Raw genomic sequence first — 15,624 nt, forward strand, 5'->3', positions numbered from 1 at the left:
CAAGGGGTTATCCGGACATTGTTGTCCAAATTACTCAAACGTGCTGTATGTGCTGTCAGCCACATGCGATCTGGACACCAGCCTGTTTCCTTCATATTTAAGGAGCCAGACCTTCTCGGTGAGGCTTTTTCCGTGGCGGCTTTCCTTCTTTTCCAGTTCGTACCGGTAGTCTAAAGGCTTGTCGCTGTAAAGTGTCACTGTGCATTTATCTTCCGAAACCTGGGCCGAAATCAGAAAACTGCGGTCAGAATAGATATTCTTGAAGACCAGATCCTTATCCGGATATACTACTGCCGCGTCCTCGCCGGCCGGAACATAGTCGATGCCGGGTCCGCGCAGGGAGTGATTGTAGCGTTCGGTCACTTCAAGTCCGGCCAGTAAAACCGGACCGTAAAGGGTCGAGCTGACCTGGCAGATACCTCCACCGATCGAGTCAACGAGCTTCCCCCCGGAAATCCCGTGCGCTTCCATGTATCCCCTGGATCTGGTTCTGGCTCCAAGTACATAATTATAGGAAAATTCCTGACCAGGTTTGATCACCAGGTTGTCTATATCTGAGGCGGCCAGTTTTAAATTGTTCACCCTGTTCTCATCCGAGGGATCGAACCTGGATTCCTGAGAGGAGATTTTATTAGTGAATCCCCGGCTTCTGAGAATTCCTTCATAGGAATTGTCTGTTTCCAGCATTACTACTTCAAGTTTGATTCTCAGCTCCGGCTGTGTCAGAAATTTAGCGTCATTGAAAAAATTGTCGAATTGAGTTTCAGTGTCCCTGTAGTTTATCCTGCAGCCGGTCTCGCCCTTTACAATCTTGTCGATTCCTTTGAAACTGGTGACCTTGGAGTCTGAACCTTCGACGGCATAGAGCCTGTTGATCTCGTCCAGCCGCGCCATTACCAGTTGTTTGTCGATGTGATATTTTGGTGTTATCTGATATGATTTCCGCTTGTTGAAGAGAGTGAAATTCATCCTGTCCCAGGAGTTCTGCATTCTCCTGATCTTGTTGATTTCATCCATCAGTTCCCGCTTCTGCAGTGAAATGAAGTCTGTGAACGGAACGCTGAAAACATTTTCCTTGATCAGGAAGACAAGATTCTTGCTGCGCAGCCGCTGGTTAAGTTCGTCCTCGATGTCCGCGGCTGTCTGCTTGATGTTCGGAACAATCAGAAAGCTTTTATCATAGCACTCGACCCGCAGTTCAGCACGTAGAATTCCGGAGAATAAGAACAGGAAAAAAAGGGTGATGCTCTTCATCGGCTCAACTCCAGCATAAGTTTTAGCGCTTTCCCGGCGGATTCCATGATTTCAGGGGGGAGACTGATCTCTGTCAGCTCAAGTTCCAGACTCCTGATGACATCCGAAGGAAGCGTTTTTTTCATATTATAGCAGGTTTTAGCACTGCCTGCGGAATAAATGTTTTTCCCGGGATAAAGCTCCGCCAGATGCTCAATTACACCGATTTCAGTCGCCAGGATCAGCTCGGTCCGGTCGGTCTGTGCGGCAATCCGCATCATTCCGCTGGTGGATGCAACCAGGTCGGCAACCGAGAGGACGTCAGCCCCGCATTCAGGGTGAGCCAGAAAAAGAGCCTTGGGATGCAGGAGTTTCGATTCCATGGCTTCTTCTCTGGTGAACCTGCAATGCACATAGCATGATCCGGGATAGGTGATGATCATCTTCTTTGTATTTCCGGCGACCCAGCCGCCAAGATTTGCATCAGGCAGCATGATCACTTTGTCATTTGGAAGTTTCTCGACGATAGTCTTGGCGTTGGAGGAAGTGCAGCAGACATCCGCGACAGCCTTGACTTCAGCGTAAGTGTTCACATAGGCACAAACTGCAGCGTCAGGGTACTGTTTTTTCAAATCCCTGATTTTATCAAGGTCAGCCATCTCGGCCAGCGGGCAGCCGGCATCGATCCTGGGAATCACAACCTTGGCTCCAGGATTAAGTATCTTGGCAGTCTCAGCCATGAAGCGGACTCCGCAGAACACGATCAGCTTCTTTCTGGATTCAGCTGCAAGCTTCGACAATTCCAGAGAATCACCGATGAAATCTGCCAGCGCCTTGACTTCAGCTCTCTGATAATTATGCGCGAGGATCAGGGCGTCTTTCCGGGTTTTCAGTTCAGCGACTTTTTCCAGATTCATTTTAACCAGATCTTCCAGAGGTCTATATTATACAGTACCAGCAGATTGTAAATTGTATGGGTGTAAGAAGCGATGCCGAATCCGCGGAAATAATACAGCAGGCAGAGCAGCACCCCTGCCAGCAACCGGTAAATGAAACTCCCGAGAGCAAAGGGTTCCCCGTAACTGCCAAAGTAATGGAATCCGGCAAAGGCCGCTGACGAAGACATCAGGGACAGGACGAACACCAGCCATGGTTGTTTGATGACCTTGCAAAGGAGACAGAAAATTCCTGAAAAAAAGACCACTCTGAACAGGAACTCTTCGTATATTCCGGCTCCCAGGCAGGATGCGAACTGCACTCTCTGCGAAAGAGCAAGGTAATGATGCAGTTTCTCGATTGCTGGAGCGAGCAGCACCGCATAGACAAAGCTTTCCAGGATCATGAAGATAAAAAAGCCGGGCCTGATCTGCTGATCTTTCTCTTTTCTGTACACCAGCAGGAGGATCAGACAGAGCATGAATGCCACTGCCAGATGCCCTTTGATGCCGAAAAAAGCGAACATCTGCTTGATCACGAGATCAGCCAGGTTTCTGAAGCCCTCGATGTCGGAATTGTTCAGTTTGAGGGTTTCAAACTCATAGACAAGCAGGAGCGGCAGCGCCATCAGAAAGCTGTAGCTGAGCCTTTTAGATTCCTGCCAGTAAGTTTTCAGAATAGACAGTGATGCCATTTTTTTTTAATAATTCCGTGGTAATGCCCATACCTGGAACGAGCGTTTCCCTTCCGTTCCGCATGCTGTAAACCCATTCTACACCGCAGGATGGGCTTTTCTCTTTCATGATAGCGCATGTGGCTCCTGAAAGTCTTGCAATTTCAAGTGTTGCGGCAGCCCCTCTTTCGAAAAACGATGTGACATCGCAGCCGGACTCATCACGCAGGAGGTTTCCGCAGAAAACTGTTCTCAGCCTAGGGGTAGGCAGTCCGCCCAGCTGCTCGGGACACACCGGGATCAGCACTTTTTCACGGGCCAGTTCCACCACCCCAGGGTGTGGCTTTCCCATACCGTCAAATCGGCAGGGAATGCCTAAGAGACAAGCGGAAACCAGCACAGGACCGTTCATGAGACGATCTTCAGCAGCACATCGAGCGGCAACCGCTGGGGCGTGGAGGGGAATTCGGCTCCCAGACCGATCGGCACCAGAGCAGCGAGTTTCCAGGTTTTATCCACTGCCAGGATTTTTTTCACTTCAGGAGCAGCCAGCAGCGGGGCGCACATGTAACAGCTGGAATAGCCAAGCGAAAACGTGGTCAGCATCAGATTCTCAACTGCTGCACCGATAGTCTGATAATCCGCATAACTCTTGCATTCTTCAAGATTATCCGGATCCACCCTGGCTACAAGTTCCTCGGTGGCGGAATGATACGGCAGCTTGAAAACGTAGATTGTACAGGGGGCGTCCTTGAAGAAAGTCACATGCTCCAGGAATTTGTCTCTCTCGGCTTCATCCTCGATCATCAGGGCAGTTTTGCTTTCAATGGCCTCGGCAACAGTCCTGTTGATTGCCTGATTGATCACTGCGATAAAGCGAAAGATCTGGGCATTGTTCGCATTGGCGGAAAGAGCAGCCGTTTTCACAATCAGCCTGATGTCGTCTGTAGGAATCGGCACATGCTTGAATTGTCTGACGCTGCGCCTGTTCCGGATTACGTGCTCGAAGTCCATTCAGCCTCCCTGGGGGCACTTTTCACTCCCTTATACCTGGTCAGCGATTCGGCCAGTATTTCCATGGCACGGGTCAATTTATCGGAATTGAGTACGTAAGCTATGCGGATTTCATCCAGACCGAACTCCGGACTGGCGTAAAAACCCTGGGCCGGGGCAACCATCACGGATTCCCCCCCGGAATCGAAATCAGTCAGAAGCCAGAGGGCATAATGTTCGGCGTCATTCACGGGCAGCTTGGCGATCACGTAGAAAGCTCCCTGGGGTTTGCGGCAGACCACACCCGGTATCCGGCTCAAAGCGTCGTAAACTATATCGCGCCGCTTCTGATATTCTTCGTTTACTCTCCTGTAATAGCTCTCTCCCAAAGTATGCAGAGCGACTGCACCGACCTGCTCAAGAGTCGGCGGGCAAAGCCTGCCCTGGGCGAATTTCATCACACAGGCCATCAGCTCTTCATTTTTCGAGATAAAGACGCCGATGCGGGCGCCGCAGGCACTGAAGCGTTTGGAAATCGAATCGCACATGATCAGGTGCTGCTCCGCTTCCTTGAACTCCATTACGGAAATGTGCTTCAGTCCGTCGTAGATGAACTCACGGTATACTTCGTCGGCGATCACGAACAGCTTGTACTTCATGGCCAGGCCGATCACCATCGCAAGCTCATCCCTGGTATAGACCGTGCCGGTCGGATTGTTCGGATTGCAGATCAGGATGGCCTTGGTACGGGGCGTAATTTTCTCCGCAATCCTGTCGCTGGGCGGAAGATGAAATCCGTCCTCCGCGTAAGTCGTGATTGGGACTACTTTCAATCCGACCTGAGTGGCAAAGCTGTTATAATTCGTGTAAAAAGGCTCAGGAATGATCACTTCATCACCGAAATCTCCTACAGCCATGAAAGCGAAGAGGATCGCTTCAGATCCTCCGGTGCAGATGATTACATGTTCCTTGCTGATGTTGAAATTCTTGCGGTTGTAATAATTCACCAGAGTATTGATATACTCAGGCATCCCCTGAGAAGGTCCATAACCCAGCACAGGATCTTTGAATTTCCTGATAGCTTTCATCATCAGATCCGGGGTTTCAATGTCGGGCTGGCCTATGTTCAGGTGATAGATCTTCTTTCCTTTATCTTTGGCGGCTTGAGCATGCGGAACAAGCTTGCGGATCGGAGAAGCCTGGATCTCGCGCGCTCTTCTGGAAATTCTGAGTTTCATTTATCCCCCTTATAACCCCGATTTTACTGGTTGATTTTACTATCTTGAAGAAAAATAGTCAAGAAAGTGAGAGACTCTGTTGCCGGATTCAAAATGATACATCGATCATGGAATTTTTTTATTGAAAATTTCAGGTGAACTAAATTAATATTAGACAAATTCGAAGAACCCGCTGGAGGATGACTTGGCTGACAAGGAAACACTGGAAAAACTGAATTATTCGAGCTCGATCAACTCATTGACCCTGGCCGCACTGGTAAAAATACTGGTGAAAAAAGGACTCATCAAACAGGCCGAGCTGGCTGAAGCTTTTGAGGAAGTTAAAAAGAAGGCTGAAGACCAGAAATTTTAACTCTCTCTCAGGCTTCTGCGCAAGATTTCCGTCACTCCCAGGAAGTATCCGGCAGCGAGGTACAGTATAGCTGAGATTCCTATGATTGCAGTCAGTTTGAAATATACTCCTGCACCAGCAAAGATCGAATCCAGAGCATAAATCACCAGTACCAGCAAAAGATTCATGAGCGTTATTTTCCAGATCCCCAGATTCAATGCCTCAGTGAAGACTTTCCTGAGCGGGACATGCCTGGAAAGTCCATAGACCAATGCGAAACTCTGGAAAATCGCGGCCAGGGAATTGCCCATGGCAAGCCCGGCATGCAGAAACGGTTTGACCAGCAGGAGATTCAATCCGATGTTCATGATGATCGTGCAGATCGCGACTTTCAACGGAGTTTTCGGGTCGCGGAAGGCGTAGAAAACTGATTCCAGCAGGCGGTTGATGGAGAAGAAGAACAGCCCGACAGCGTAATATTTCAAGGCCCAGGCAGTGTTCAGGGTGTCCAGGTGGCTGAATTTGCCTCGTTCAAAAACGAACTGTACCATTGGCGCAGCCTGCAGATAAATCAGAATCGCGAGGGGCACCATCAGAAAGTAGTTGAGCAGCAGAGAACTCTGGATGTTCGCAGCGACTGCCTCGTCGCGCTTCCCGGCCGTAGCCTCAGAGAGCATCGGCAGGCTTACAGAGACAATCGCCACAGAAAACACACCCATCGGCAGCTGCAGCAGGTGATTCGCGAAATACAGGTAGGAGATGCTTCCTGACGGGAGGAAGGAGGCGATCATGCGGCTCACCATCAAGTTTATCTGAGAAGCTCCATAGATCAGGGCTGTGGGAAGGAACAGCTTCAGGATCCTGGCAAGCTCCGGGTGCCAGAGTACGGGTGTGAATCTGAATCCGATCCGCTTGAACCACCATTGCTGCAGGAAAAACTGCAGGGCTCCTCCAATCAGCGCTGTAAGCCCGAGTAAGGTCAGCTTCAGAACAGGATCGTTGATTTCAGGCAGAAAACAGAAGATGTAGACGATGAAGACAAGATTCAGAAGGCAGGGTGAAAAAGCCGAGACCGCGAACTTGCCTGTGGAATTCAGGAAAGCCATCGTCACAGCGGCGAGTCCGATGAAAATCAGATAAGGGAACATGATCTTGAGAAGCAGCACACTCATCCAGAATTTGAGCGGAGTTTTCGCGAAACCGGGCAGGAACAGGTAAGTGACCTGGGGTGTGAAGATCAGGACGATCAAGGTCATGATCAGAAACAAAAAGGAAAGCGACAGGATCACGGAACTCGCCAGTCGATGGGCTTCTTCGTCCCCCCTTTTCAGCCTGACCTCGGTGTAGATCGGTACTACAGCCCCATTCAGAGCACCTTCACCGAAGGTCATCCTGAAAAAATTGGGGATCTGAAAGGCTGCCAGGAAAGCCTCGAACATCTCGGAGGTTCCGAAGAACAGGGTGAAGAGTATGACACGTACAAAACCCAGCAGCCTGGAGATTATCGTGAAAAAGGAAAAAATGCCGATATTTCTGAGCTTCCTGGACATAATGGAATTTTAACGGCGCACCTCTTAATTTGCAAGAAGCAGAGATTTACCTTCGGGAGATGATCCCATTAATGACTTTTTGAATGCAGCCTGCCTCTTCCATTGTGGGGATTGTCAGGGCAATCTGACCTCCCCTGCTGTTGATCAGCAGAATCGCTGCCCCCACCTGCGGGCATCCTTCCTCCACTTCTGAAGTCGGTATCCCGACGTAGGACACCTTGGCTATCTGTATGCTTCCCGGCTGCTGAAAAAATTTCTCTTTATTGCTGCTGCCTACCCTGGCTAAAGCCTCAAACAGGATGCGCTGGTCAGTTACCAGGATCCATTGTCTGGCTGCGGTATCAGCAGAAGACTCTCCTCCATCCGGATCAAGGCAGCCGAAATAAAGAACGATCTCTTCAGGGAGCAGCTTTGATGATTGTTCAGGCGGAAGCTGACTTCGTTCGATCGCAGACGGAATATCTTGAGAGGGAGGCTGGTCTGCTGAGTCACTTTCAGCTACTTTCACTTTTCTGATTTCAGAAGATTTGAAAGCATGGTCCGCAGAAGCGCTTCTTTTAAGATCCACCAGTCGCGCCTCTGCATAAATCAACAAATCATTTACAGAAATATCATCAATCTGCTCCAGCGTGAAGATTACACTTTCCAGTTCATTGATAACGTCGCTGTGCGCCATTTCTTCCAGCACTGCAAAAGTTTTTCCCTCATCTTTAGAAAACAGGAAAAGTACCGCATTGGCTCGTACTCTTGCATCAGGATCAGAAAGAAGAGGCAGCACATAATCATAAGTCAGTGAAGAGGAAAGAGGTTTCAAGGCCTCGATGGCATTGGCGCGGACTCTGGAGTTTTCATGCTCCAGTCCTTTAGTGATTAACAAAAAATCAGTATCATCACCGAATTGTCCTAAAGCTTTCAGTAAGGCGGACAGGATCAAAGGATCAGGCTCCAGGGGAATCAATTCCCTGATCATTTGTTTTGAAATCTGCACCTTCCCTTCCTGAAACAGTTTCAAGATCCATAATTTTTCGCCTGCTGTTCCTTTTAAAAGAGTAGCTTCTGGTTCAGGTGTTGAACAAAAGGTATGTTGTTTCTGCGGTGCATTTTTCTGCTGCAAGGCATCGACAATCTTCCGGGCCTGTGCCCTGATCTGAGGGTGAACGTCATTCTGAGCAATCCACATCAGCAGTTCTGTTTTCTGGGGAAAATCTATTTTTAGCAAATTATTGATGACGCCCACCCGGACGTTAGGATCAGGATTTGAAAGTTCTTTCTTAAGTTGTTCCAGGTTCATAAAATCCCCTGCGTATCCGGATGGATTTTCAATTTTACAAATAGCCCTACTGATACATGTAACATAAATTAATGAGGTTTCAAACTCTGAGATCTGTTTAAGGGTTCTGTATAGTCAAAGTCTTACATTTTTACTTGAATTTCCTGATGCAGTTCAAACCTATTTAAGAAACATTAAATGGAAGTAGGTGAAAATATTTGTGAAAACAAGGAGGACGATCAGCAGATTGACGACTGCCAGCCATATTTTCACCTGGTTTTTGGCTGGAATATTCCAATTGTCGCCAAGGAATACAAATGCGGAGAGAAAAGTGACTGCCAGGATAAAATATTTCGTGGTACCGCATTCCGACAAGGTCTGAATTATGGAATTCTCGTGCTCGGCCGGAACCAGTCTGCTGATTGTGAACACTGGAAAGGCCAGGCAGTTGATGATCAGCAGGTAAAACAGCCAGAAGCAGAATCTGACCAGTTTCCTGAAGACGGGTTGAGTTTGCCTGATAATCTCAGAGACTCCTTTTATGTAACATTAATTCAGTATGTCAATCTTGCTGTAATCCAGGTTAGCGGATTGCATTCTTCCGGTCAAGGATGAGGTTAGACTACCACAGCTTCCAGCATTTCCATGATCTGTTCTCTGATCCAGATAAGCTCTTTCTGAAGGTACACCAGAAAATCATCGTCCGCGAGGAAAATGGAGCTTTCTGCGACCTTTGCGCAGAGTTCTTCCCCTGACTTGTAAATCTTGAGGGCTGAGTCCTCGTCCACACCAAGTTCTGCAGCTTTATCCATGAATTCTCCGGCAAAACCTTCGTCACTGTAATATGTCTCTACAACGGCCTTTTTCCTTTTTCCCAGTTCAGCTGGGGCTATCGATGAAGGAAGTTCGTGGCTGAGATCGCAGATTTCAGCAGATCCTGAAAACACGGACAGGGATTCCCCGCTGATCTTCAATTGGACTTCTGATTGCTCGGCATCAGTTTCAGCTTCAAAGCAGAGCAGATTGTCAGGGCATACGAGCTGACTGAATTCCTGATCAGCAATCTCTTTCTGGCGGATCAGAAAATAGATCCTGGATTCTATTCCGAATCCGGCAGGATAATAATTAAAGGAATCTCCAAAGTCGGTCCCATCTGCGCATGCAACACCGCTGAATCCGGCTTTCACGACATACGCCTTAAAAGATTTCAAGCTCCCCTTGTGATAAAGCAGCCCCTGCAAAGCCACCTGCTTATCCACATTTTCGAACACTTCACTGTTGAATTTGAACCTCATTTTTTCCCCTTCCCTCCTGCTATTTTCCCTGGCTTTAAATATATCAGAGAAATGAAATTATCCAGAAAATATTTAAGCCGCTCGCTGGAAATTCCCGGCAAATCCGGAATCTTTTCCCACCTGTAATAGGATTCGCTGAACTCCACCCTGATTTTCCTGTCCCTGCAATACCCGGCCAGGTATGTTCCAGGATACGGCTGGAACAGGGAGTAATGGGCACGGTCAGGGGCAGCCCTGCGATTCAGTTCCACCAGCTTCCAGAGGCTGTCTTCTGTTTCATCAGGGAGCCCCAGAATGCTGAAACCCACAGTCATGATCCCAGCTTTTTTCAGAATCTGAAAAGCGGAAATAATTTGCTCGTCAGTGAGATTCCGGTTCAGCAGGTTTTTCCTGGTTTCAAATGACCCGGCTTCGATTCCGAGATGCACGCGGATCAGCCCGGCCCGCTTCATTTTATCCACTATCCCTGTATTGATGGCTTCGACCCTGGAATTGCACCAGAAAGGCTTGCCCACTCGGCTGGGGTAAATTTCCAGAAATTCCTGAAGCCATCTCTCATCTGCCAGAAAATGATCGTCGTGAAAACCGATCAGGGGATACTTCAACCCTGCTTCCAGGATCTCTGCCACAACATTGCCCACAGAACGCCTGCGGTAGTAACCGTGATAGGCTCCGGCATACGCCGGAGCTGAGCAGTATGTGCAGTCGTAATGACAGCCCCGCGTAGAGAGCACTTCAAATCCGATTATATTGCGGGCTTTGTCAGGAGGTTCCAGATAGCGCATAGGGAAAGGGTTGGAGTCCAGATCCAGGCAGAGCGGTGCGAAATCCGGAACTGGTTTCCTGCCCCCGGTAATCACCCCTTTATAACCGGACAGATTGCCTGGAGTTTTCAGAAACTCCTGAAAGAATCCCTCACCTTCACCGCGCACCAGATATTCAAAAGGCAGATCCAGAAAATCCTCTGGAGCAAAGGTTGCGTGAACTCCGCCCAGCACAGTTTTCACTCCCCTCTTCCCCAAAAATCCCAGAGTCTCTCTGACCAGACCCAGTTGATTGGAAAAAGTCGTCAGCAGTGCGTAATCATAATCGCAGGAAAGCACAGGCTCAAGTTCGTTAAGATCCGAAAAGGCCCGGATCTCAGCCTGATGGCCTTCCCGAACAGCCATTGCCGCCAGAATCCCCAGTCCCTGATGGATGCTGCGGTAATAGTTCTTGGTAGGTGCTGCAAAAGGAGAAAGGAAGAGTAGTTTCATTGATAATATCCAGGTCAGTTCCAGATAACTCCTGCTGATACAGTAATTAAATTAAAGATAACCTATTCGCCGGTGGTTGGAAAGTCGGGCAGATTCTTTTATTTAATTCTTGACAGATGAATCCATTTTTGTCATATTAATATATGATTAAGTTGATCAATATAAGTTGATGATGTAGAGAGGAAGTTCCGGATGGCACGGATAAAAATCGAGAATCTGAAAACAGGCAAAACGATCAGCCGCAGCGAAATGAAGCAGATTTATGGCGGCTGCATTTACAACTGGCCCTGCCAATGGAAAGGTTTGGACCCTGACGGAAAAGGCTCTGACAGTATCATCGACGCTTTAACCAGGCTGGACCCGACAGTTCGGAAAAGCTGATTTTCCCGAATCAGGGTTTCCTCCGTCTTATTACATTCCTCTAACTGGATTTGGTAGTTTTCTGATCAGGACCTTCAATTAAATTATTTTCCTGATAAAACCGATTGGATTGAAAAGCATTCCAGAAGGAGATGACATGCGTATATTTTTAATCATGTTCATATTAGGTTTTTCCGCAACCCTGCGCGCCGAACTCGTGGATTACTTGATGACCGACATGAAAGGCAGGGAAGGTGTTTCTGTGCAGGGTTATCAATATTCACCAAGGGATTCCAGGGATAATCTGGGGAACAGGGTTGAAGATTGGATGCCTGCAGTCTATTTTTATCATTTCAACACTAGAAGCTCCAGCCTGGAATTCGGGGTGGGCCTCTGGGACGAGAGCACGAACAGCCTCAGGTCCCGCATCAGGCCGGTCACAGCAGGGATCAGTTTTTATGACAATCTGGAAAACAATTTTAAATTTTATTATGGCGGAGACCTGGGAGTATTCAGGCTGGAAACAGAAGTGAGGGATACAAAAGGGGTAGTACGGTCATTTTCGGAATCAGATGTGGGTGGGCAGCTTAAGCTGGGTCTTGCTTACCTTCTGAACCCTGACTTCTGGTTCAAGATGGAAGCCCGTTATACAGGCTGCACAATCCATTCCATCTTCCCCAACGCTCCGGAAGACAGCAACATCTCGGATTGCAACTGGGGTGGCAGCCTGATCGCCTTGTTCTAGTTCCTGAAAGCGGTACGGGCTTTCATTTCTTCTTTGGCTCATCGATTTCTATCTCAAAATCATCCAGGATAATCTCATTATCAGCCTTTTTGTCGATCTTTTGAGCGATAGTGGCCTTGGGGGCCGGTTTCTTTTCAGTAATAATAAACTGGTCTGCTCCATCCGTCTCTTCAGCCAGAGCCTTTGCCGCTATTTCCAGAAGTGATTCCTTCTTTTCGCTTTTCCTCTTTTTCTCCACTTCCTTCGGATCAATGATCAGACCGTCGAGTTGAATTCCACCGAAATCCACTGCTGAAGACTGCTCCATTCTGGATACATTTTCCAGCCTGAGTTTGTCCTGCCGGTCATTTTCCAGGGACAGTTCGTCAGCACTGAGCACCTTGAAGTTATCCCCGGTCTTCGCTGGAGAGTCTGATTTCTTCTCAGCCAGGGTTTTTTCGTCCACCATGAAGTCCAAAAGGGCGGCTTCTCCGAGCTGGTTATTCAGGCTCTGCTCCATTTCGCCCACTTTAGCCATCCTCAATTCCTCTTCCTGCTGCTTCATCTTGTCGAATGAAGCTGCGTCCATGTTCTTGAATTCCCTGGTTTCTGAACCTTTTCCGCTGCTCATTTTATCGGCGACCAGGAAATCGTTGATCTGCACATCCCCGAACTGTTGGGCGGCAGCGGCTTCCATCTCAGCCACCTGTGAAAGGCGCTTGGCTTCCAGCTCTTGTTCCGCCTCTCTGACCTTGGACGGATCGTCAAGGATTGTCTTGGCAGACTTCTTTTCCCGGTTCTGCTTGATGGTCTTGTCGTCAACCATGAACTGGTCCAGTTTGACATCTCCAAACTGCTGTTCCATGGCCTTTTCCATCTCAGCGGCCTTAGCCTTGAGGATATCGTCTACCTCAGTCTTTCTCTGCTGCAGTTCTACTCCACTGAGAATCTTCGGGGATTCTTTTTTTAGAGGAACTGCCTCCGGTTTTCTGATCTGAGACAGGTCCGGCTTGAACTGGTCAAGCTTGATATCACCAAATTCTTTATTTGATGCCTGCTCCATCTCTGCCAGCTGCTCTTTGATTTGTCTGTCTTCTTTGTCTTTTTTTTGGTTGAATTCGGCAGTTGTCATGACAGAGGGGCCTTGAGGAAATGGATTTTGAATTATTTCGTCATTTTTTTTTTCCGGTTTCTTTTCTTTTCCGGTTTCATCAGGGTTAAAATCCAGCACAAAGTTGTCCAGGGAGACTTCGATTTTTTTCTCTGGTTCAGGTTCTTTTTCCGTGAGATCGATCATCAGCCCATCCAGTGAGATTTCAGGAGAATCGGCTTTAACTGGTTCTGGAGGTTCCTGGATTGTCTTCTCCTCTTGCTTCGGTTTGGAAATTTCGGGGGCTTTCAATTTGATTCCGGATTTGCCTTCTGCTTCGCGCATCATATCCTGCAGGGAAATAGTCCGCTCCAGGCCGGGTATTCGTGGTGAATCCGGCAGAATTTTTTCTTCCCTGGAGGTTTCAGGAGGTTCTACAACTCCCTTGTTTTCATGTGAATGCGGTATGAGAATCTCTTTCAGGAAGTTCCTGTTCTCTTCGTTCTTGGCGGACTTCAATCCATCCTTAGGTTTTTCCTGAGGCGTGACTGCAGGTTTGGGCTGTGCAGCGGGGACAGGCTTCGCAGCGGGAGCAGGTTTTGCAGCGGGAGCAGGTTTTGCAGCGGCAGTTGCTTTTTCAGCCTTAGCCACGCCTTTCTTGACTTGTACCAATATATCATCCAGTGTCTCAGATGAATCAGGACCGCTTAGATCGACCCCTTTTAAGAGATCAGACTCCTCAGTGGCTGCTTCAGAATCATCTAATTTCAGGGGCTCTTCAGCAAAGGGAGCTGGTGAAAGTTCCGGTTTACTGGATATTGCGGCAGGCAATTCGGAGGGCTGCATCGTCGGTTCGACGTCAAGCGAAAAGGAAAGGATGTCAGGTTTTAATTCCACCTGAGATGATTCATCAATTGACTGCGTCTCATTCGAAGTGGTAGTGGCCTGAACATCGAAACTCAGATACGCTCCAGAATCCGTTTTTGATGTGTCAGGATTTTCCTCAACTGAAACTGCTTTTACTTCAACGGTTGTATCCAGTGAAACTGGTACTTCGGGAACGGTCTGCAGCGGAGTTTCATCCAGAGGGATCAGTGCCGGCGGTTCCGGAGTATCTATCATTGCCGGTTCTGCGGATGCTGGTGACTCTAATGAAGGAGCTTGTTCCATAGAAATTTCAGCAGCCTTGGGGGAGGCATCTGAGAAGGAAATCCGCTCCTCAATCTGAGGTTGCGGAATTTCCTCAGCTGATTGGGGAATTGCCATCTCCAGGATCTGCGGCGGGACTATCTCCTCTTTTTCCACTTTTTCAGAGCTTTCAGGACCGGGTTGGGTTAAAGGCGTTTCCACCGCAGGTGTCACCTCTTCAATCATTGATTCTTCAGGTTTGGCGGTTTTTTCCTTGCCGGATTTTCCAAATGAGTTGCTCAGGCGGGACCAGAGTCCCTTCTTCTCTGGAACTTTTTCCACAGTTTCAATAGCTGCTTCCACGGCTTCAGTAACGTCCGGTTCCGCTGAGACCGGCAATTCCTGCCTGGGGATTTGTCCGGATTTCTGGTCTGGTGCGGTTGCCGTATCTTTCCTGCTCAACTCTTCGATCTTCTGTTCAAGTTCGTTAAGTTTCTTCAGCAGCTGGTCCTGCTCTACATTGCTCACTGACGGGGCCTTGTGGGCTGTCACGAAAATTTTCGTGGCTTCCATCATTTCGTCTTTTTCAGCAGGCGTTTCTTCCAGCGGTTTTTTCTTCCCTCCACGGCACTCTCGCACAAGCCGGACCGCATCCGCACCATATTTCACCACCAGGTTCTTTAAAATTTCCCTGGCTTTCTTCTTGGTATCTTCGTCCGCAACTTCTGTGGCATCAACCAGTAAGGGAATGCTTTCCTGCCATTTGATCCGGGAAAGAGCGAACAGGGCCGAATCTTTCATCCAGACCTGGTCAGAGAAAACCATCTTGCGGAGAATACTGATAGTCCGCTTGACGCCGTATCTCTGCAAGGCCTTGGCGGCATTTGCCAGTACACGATTGTCCGGATCATGGAGCATGGGTATCACGAGATTAAGGCACTCTTCAGTACCGATGAATTCCAGACCCTCGATGGCATTGGCTCTCACCCTGCTGTCAGGATCATTGAGATATCTGGAAATACTTTCTATGTCATGTTCATCGCCTAGAAATCCCAGGGCTTTCACACCTGTAGCAATCACGAAGCGATCTTTCTCATTGTTCAGCAGTTCCCTGATCTCATCGACCACTTCGATTTCCTTATAATAATTCGCATACTGCAGCGCTTTGATCCGCCGCTGTGCATCATCGCTGCGCAACAGCTTGATGAAGATCTCATAGTCAAAGTTTGAAAGCTTGATCATGCTTTCTTCAGTCTCAGTGCCTTCAAGCCTTTCATGAATTATATTGAGAGCCTTTTTAGCCAGATATTTGACACGGACATTCTTCTCGCTGACAATCAGGTCTTTGAGGGTTTCGATGGCACCCTTGGCTTCCTTGGCGAATTCCATGATGGCTTCACGTTGCGTGTCTTCCGAACCGGTCTCCATCTGCAGAATCAGTTCTTCAATATCGGCCATGATTACCTCTCACAGGTTAGATACTGCTGGACTGTATTTTAAAATATTCTGTCACTATGAATTATAGCACAGACACGCACCCGGTCAAA

The 15,624-nt window shown here is 48.3% G+C and carries 15 protein-coding genes; 4 read left to right on the top strand and 11 right to left on the bottom strand.

Features of this window, described 5'->3' with window-relative positions:
* Positions 1 to 30: 30 nt before the first annotated feature.
* From PHW04_07330 to PHW04_07355, 6 genes are read right to left on the bottom strand one after another with little or no spacing between them, the layout of a single operon-like run.
* On the bottom strand, positions 31 to 1,254 hold the full coding sequence (locus tag PHW04_07330) for a VanW family protein (protein ID MDD2715687.1): 1,224 nt from the start codon (positions 1,252 to 1,254) through the stop codon (positions 31 to 33).
* Positions 1,251 to 2,150: a quinolinate synthase NadA gene (nadA, locus tag PHW04_07335; GenBank protein ID MDD2715688.1), complete on the bottom strand. Its 900-nt coding sequence runs from the start codon at positions 2,148 to 2,150 to the stop codon at positions 1,251 to 1,253. Before nadA ends, PHW04_07330 begins: the two co-directional genes overlap by 4 nt.
* Entirely contained in the window at positions 2,147 to 2,863 is a 717-nt protein-coding gene (locus PHW04_07340; protein ID MDD2715689.1) for a CPBP family glutamic-type intramembrane protease, read from the bottom strand. Before PHW04_07340 ends, nadA begins: the two co-directional genes overlap by 4 nt.
* Positions 2,820 to 3,254, bottom strand: coding sequence for a DUF523 domain-containing protein (locus PHW04_07345; GenBank protein MDD2715690.1), 435 nt, complete (start codon positions 3,252 to 3,254; stop codon positions 2,820 to 2,822). The genes PHW04_07340 and PHW04_07345 overlap by 44 nt, the downstream gene beginning before the upstream one ends.
* Positions 3,251 to 3,856, bottom strand: coding sequence for a nitroreductase family protein (locus tag PHW04_07350; GenBank protein ID MDD2715691.1), 606 nt, complete (start codon positions 3,854 to 3,856; stop codon positions 3,251 to 3,253). The genes PHW04_07345 and PHW04_07350 overlap by 4 nt, the downstream gene beginning before the upstream one ends.
* Positions 3,838 to 5,073, bottom strand: coding sequence for a pyridoxal phosphate-dependent aminotransferase (locus PHW04_07355; protein MDD2715692.1), 1,236 nt, complete (start codon positions 5,071 to 5,073; stop codon positions 3,838 to 3,840). Before PHW04_07355 ends, PHW04_07350 begins: the two co-directional genes overlap by 19 nt.
* 184 nt (positions 5,074 to 5,257) lie before the next feature.
* Between PHW04_07355 and PHW04_07360 the strand changes: the two genes are divergently transcribed.
* The gene (locus PHW04_07360) at positions 5,258 to 5,425 is read left to right on the top strand and encodes a hypothetical protein (protein ID MDD2715693.1); all 168 of its coding nucleotides are present in this window, start codon (positions 5,258 to 5,260) and stop codon (positions 5,423 to 5,425) included.
* Here PHW04_07360 and murJ read toward each other — a convergent pair.
* Complete coding sequence (gene murJ, locus PHW04_07365) at positions 5,422 to 6,954, bottom strand: murein biosynthesis integral membrane protein MurJ (protein ID MDD2715694.1); 1,533 nt, start codon at positions 6,952 to 6,954, stop codon at positions 5,422 to 5,424. The two genes, PHW04_07360 and murJ, sit on opposite strands and share 4 nt — an antisense overlap.
* Positions 6,955 to 7,000: 46 nt before the next feature.
* A complete protein-coding gene (locus PHW04_07370) occupies positions 7,001 to 8,245 on the bottom strand; it encodes a HEAT repeat domain-containing protein (GenBank protein MDD2715695.1) in 1,245 nt (414 codons plus the stop codon).
* Positions 8,246 to 8,422: 177 nt separating this feature from the next.
* Between PHW04_07370 and PHW04_07375 the strand changes: the two genes are divergently transcribed.
* A complete protein-coding gene (locus PHW04_07375; protein ID MDD2715696.1) occupies positions 8,423 to 8,839 on the top strand; it encodes a hypothetical protein in 417 nt (138 codons plus the stop codon).
* Between the two features lie 2 nt (positions 8,840 to 8,841).
* On the opposite strand, the gene PHW04_07380 is transcribed toward PHW04_07375, so the two are convergent.
* Positions 8,842 to 9,519 carry a hypothetical protein gene (locus tag PHW04_07380; GenBank protein ID MDD2715697.1) on the bottom strand — a complete coding sequence of 226 codons (678 nt, stop codon included), beginning with the start codon at positions 9,517 to 9,519 and terminating at the stop codon, positions 8,842 to 8,844.
* Positions 9,516 to 10,775 carry a radical SAM protein gene (locus tag PHW04_07385; protein ID MDD2715698.1) on the bottom strand — a complete coding sequence of 420 codons (1,260 nt, stop codon included), beginning with the start codon at positions 10,773 to 10,775 and terminating at the stop codon, positions 9,516 to 9,518. The genes PHW04_07380 and PHW04_07385 overlap by 4 nt, the downstream gene beginning before the upstream one ends.
* A gap of 192 nt (positions 10,776 to 10,967) precedes the next feature.
* On the opposite strand from PHW04_07385, the gene PHW04_07390 reads away from it, so the two are divergent.
* Positions 10,968 to 11,156, top strand: coding sequence for a hypothetical protein (locus PHW04_07390; protein MDD2715699.1), 189 nt, complete (start codon positions 10,968 to 10,970; stop codon positions 11,154 to 11,156).
* 136 nt (positions 11,157 to 11,292) lie between these two features.
* Positions 11,293 to 11,880 (top strand): outer membrane beta-barrel protein, encoded by a 588-nt coding sequence (locus PHW04_07395; protein ID MDD2715700.1) that lies wholly within the window; start codon positions 11,293 to 11,295, stop codon positions 11,878 to 11,880.
* A gap of 22 nt (positions 11,881 to 11,902) precedes the next feature.
* Here PHW04_07395 and PHW04_07400 read toward each other — a convergent pair whose 3' ends face one another.
* Positions 11,903 to 15,535, bottom strand: coding sequence for a HEAT repeat domain-containing protein (locus PHW04_07400; GenBank protein MDD2715701.1), 3,633 nt, complete (start codon positions 15,533 to 15,535; stop codon positions 11,903 to 11,905).
* Between the last annotated feature and the right edge of the window lie 89 nt (positions 15,536 to 15,624).

The sequence above is a fragment of the Candidatus Wallbacteria bacterium genome (assembly GCA_028687545.1).
Taxonomy (GTDB): Bacteria; Muiribacteriota; JAQTZZ01; order JAQTZZ01; family JAQTZZ01; genus JAQTZZ01.

Coding starts and splice junctions, on each gene's coding strand:
- PHW04_07330 (MDD2715687.1), bottom strand. CDS start 1,254: ATGAAGAGCATCACCCTTTTTTTCCTGTTCTTATTCTCCGGAATTCTA.
- nadA (MDD2715688.1), bottom strand. CDS start 2,150: ATGAATCTGGAAAAAGTCGCTGAACTGAAAACCCGGAAAGACGCCCTG.
- PHW04_07340 (MDD2715689.1), bottom strand. CDS start 2,863: ATGGCATCACTGTCTATTCTGAAAACTTACTGGCAGGAATCTAAAAGG.
- PHW04_07345 (MDD2715690.1), bottom strand. CDS start 3,254: ATGAACGGTCCTGTGCTGGTTTCCGCTTGTCTCTTAGGCATTCCCTGC.
- PHW04_07350 (MDD2715691.1), bottom strand. CDS start 3,856: ATGGACTTCGAGCACGTAATCCGGAACAGGCGCAGCGTCAGACAATTC.
- PHW04_07355 (MDD2715692.1), bottom strand. CDS start 5,073: ATGAAACTCAGAATTTCCAGAAGAGCGCGCGAGATCCAGGCTTCTCCG.
- murJ (MDD2715694.1), bottom strand. CDS start 6,954: ATGTCCAGGAAGCTCAGAAATATCGGCATTTTTTCCTTTTTCACGATA.
- PHW04_07370 (MDD2715695.1), bottom strand. CDS start 8,245: ATGAACCTGGAACAACTTAAGAAAGAACTTTCAAATCCTGATCCTAAC.
- PHW04_07375 (MDD2715696.1), top strand. CDS start 8,423: ATGGAAGTAGGTGAAAATATTTGTGAAAACAAGGAGGACGATCAGCAG.
- PHW04_07380 (MDD2715697.1), bottom strand. CDS start 9,519: ATGAGGTTCAAATTCAACAGTGAAGTGTTCGAAAATGTGGATAAGCAG.
- PHW04_07385 (MDD2715698.1), bottom strand. CDS start 10,775: ATGAAACTACTCTTCCTTTCTCCTTTTGCAGCACCTACCAAGAACTAT.
- PHW04_07390 (MDD2715699.1), top strand. CDS start 10,968: ATGGCACGGATAAAAATCGAGAATCTGAAAACAGGCAAAACGATCAGC.
- PHW04_07395 (MDD2715700.1), top strand. CDS start 11,293: ATGCGTATATTTTTAATCATGTTCATATTAGGTTTTTCCGCAACCCTG.
- PHW04_07400 (MDD2715701.1), bottom strand. CDS start 15,535: ATGGCCGATATTGAAGAACTGATTCTGCAGATGGAGACCGGTTCGGAA.